The sequence below is a fragment of the Moorena sp. genome (assembly GCF_982860115.1).
Genome location: NZ_CEYLVT010000451.1, coordinates 1 through 1,865, shown reverse-complemented (window position 1 = coordinate 1,865; position 1,865 = coordinate 1). Strand labels below are relative to the sequence as shown.

The following is a 1,865-nucleotide window of genomic DNA, read 5'->3' as shown; positions in this document are numbered from 1 at the left end:
CCCTTGGAGTTGGAATGACTTGCTTGCTTATCCCACACTTTGCTGATGCACTACCAGTTAATGTAAGACAATATTTCTCAACATATTAACTATGGCTACTTCAGAAGAACAACGCAAACAGAAAATCATGGAGCACCTGGAGAAAACTACGGAAGTGCCTGTGGAGCAGCCTTCTTTATCAGAGGCTAGGAAGCAGAAAATGATGGAGCACATCAAAATGACACGAGGTTAAGGCAAACTCCTAGCTATTGCGTAGGGTGGGTGAGGCGGTAAGCATTCAGCTATCAGCTTAAGCGCTAGGCGCACCCTACGCCAACAGCTATCAGCTTTGGGTCTGTGGCCACGCTACACCGAACAGTTTATGCCCATAGCACACGCTACTCGCCCAGCGTGCGCGTAGCGCAATCGGTGCTTTTAGGTGCGACCCGTGGCGAATTTAATTCTTAATGGTAAGAGCGCACCTTTGAATAAAATAAGCTGACGGCTGACGGCTGACGGCTGAATGCTTACGTTAGGCGCGGCCAGGATTTGAGGGATTATCTATCAGTCTTGGGAAGCGCCGTAACCCACCTTCTTCAAAATTTTTCCCCTAACGACTGAGCTATCATGGCAAAGCGATATTTCTAAACCATGGAAATTCATGACACAGCCCAACAGTCGGTTTATGAACGAGGCCATTGCTCTATCTGTGATCAGCGTTAGGTCTGGAAAAGGAGGTCCATTTGGAGCAGTGGTTGTCAAAGATGGAGAGATTATTGCCAAAGCTCATAATCAAGTCACCTCCACGAATGATCCTACGGCACATGCTGAAATTGTAGCTATCCGTGATGCCTGCAAGGTCTTACAAACTTTTCAACTGACCGGTTGTGAACTCTATACTAGCTGTGAGCCATGCCCAATGTGCCTCGGAGCGATTTACTGGGCTAGGCTGGACAAGGTTTACTATGCCAATACTAAAGCTGATGCGGCTCAAATTGGATTTGATGACCAATTCATTTACGAGGAATTGGACTTGCCCATAAGCGATCGCAAACTCCCAATCATTCAATTAATGCGGGATGAAGCCTTAAGAGCTTTCCAAGAATGGCAAGAAAAAATCGATAAGGTAGAGTATTAATAATAGTATAGCAGCTTAGGGCTTAAAAAAAAGCGATCGCTACTAAATCAAAAGGCGATCACCCTTAGCAAGAGAGATGGGGAGATGGGGAGATTTTTATTAAAGGTAATTATTCTGACATGATCTCAGGGGGTGACAAGCTAATTGAAAATCTTACAGGGGTTAGGTTTTAGGGGTTAGGTGAAGCGTGAAGATTGTCAAGCGGGATGGATTAATTAAAACTATCATTGACGTTGTATGGTAAAAATTGCTTCAATAGAGAGCAATACAAAAGACTCCGATGCGCTCATTTTACCCAAAACCTAAAACCTAAAACCGTGCCACCTATCTAGGTTTGAGCTTTGTTGTCACCCCGTGAGGATATGATATACAGGGTTTATAAATGAGATGTAAACCTGTATGGTATTTTTTTACTGTTCAATAAAACTGCTGATATCTTTCCCCCCTTGTCTGTTGTATTTTGTCTGCAAGCCTTTGGCGGCAATTCCTGTGTTTAAAACCCAGATACAAACCCGCTCATTACCTAACCCCTCTTTATTCAGTGCCTAGAGAAAAATTAAGATTGCTGGTTGAGCTAGAGTCTAGGCTGTGGGGTTTAGGAGAATTCACGGACTATTTCATATTTCTTTACAAACTGTTCCGAATTAATTAAGTCAATCACCCTAAAAAAAATGTGAATTATAGGCTGTGGGGTTGGGAGCATCCCATTTTGGAAAATACAAGAAGAGGGTGGGGTTTAATTTCGCGA

General features: G+C 43.5%; 2 protein-coding genes. Both read left to right on the top strand.

All coding sequences use genetic code 11. The features are described from left to right. The first annotated feature begins 91 nt into the window (after positions 1-91). Complete coding sequence (locus tag AC4II3_RS32610; RefSeq protein ID WP_488017364.1) at positions 92-232, top strand: hypothetical protein; 141 nt, start codon at positions 92-94, stop codon at positions 230-232. A 408-nt stretch (positions 233-640) separates the two neighbouring features. Then, the gene (locus AC4II3_RS32605; RefSeq protein ID WP_488017362.1) at positions 641-1,117 is read left to right on the top strand and encodes a nucleoside deaminase; all 477 of its coding nucleotides are present in this window, start codon (positions 641-643) and stop codon (positions 1,115-1,117) included. Positions 1,118-1,865: the final 748 nt, after the last annotated feature.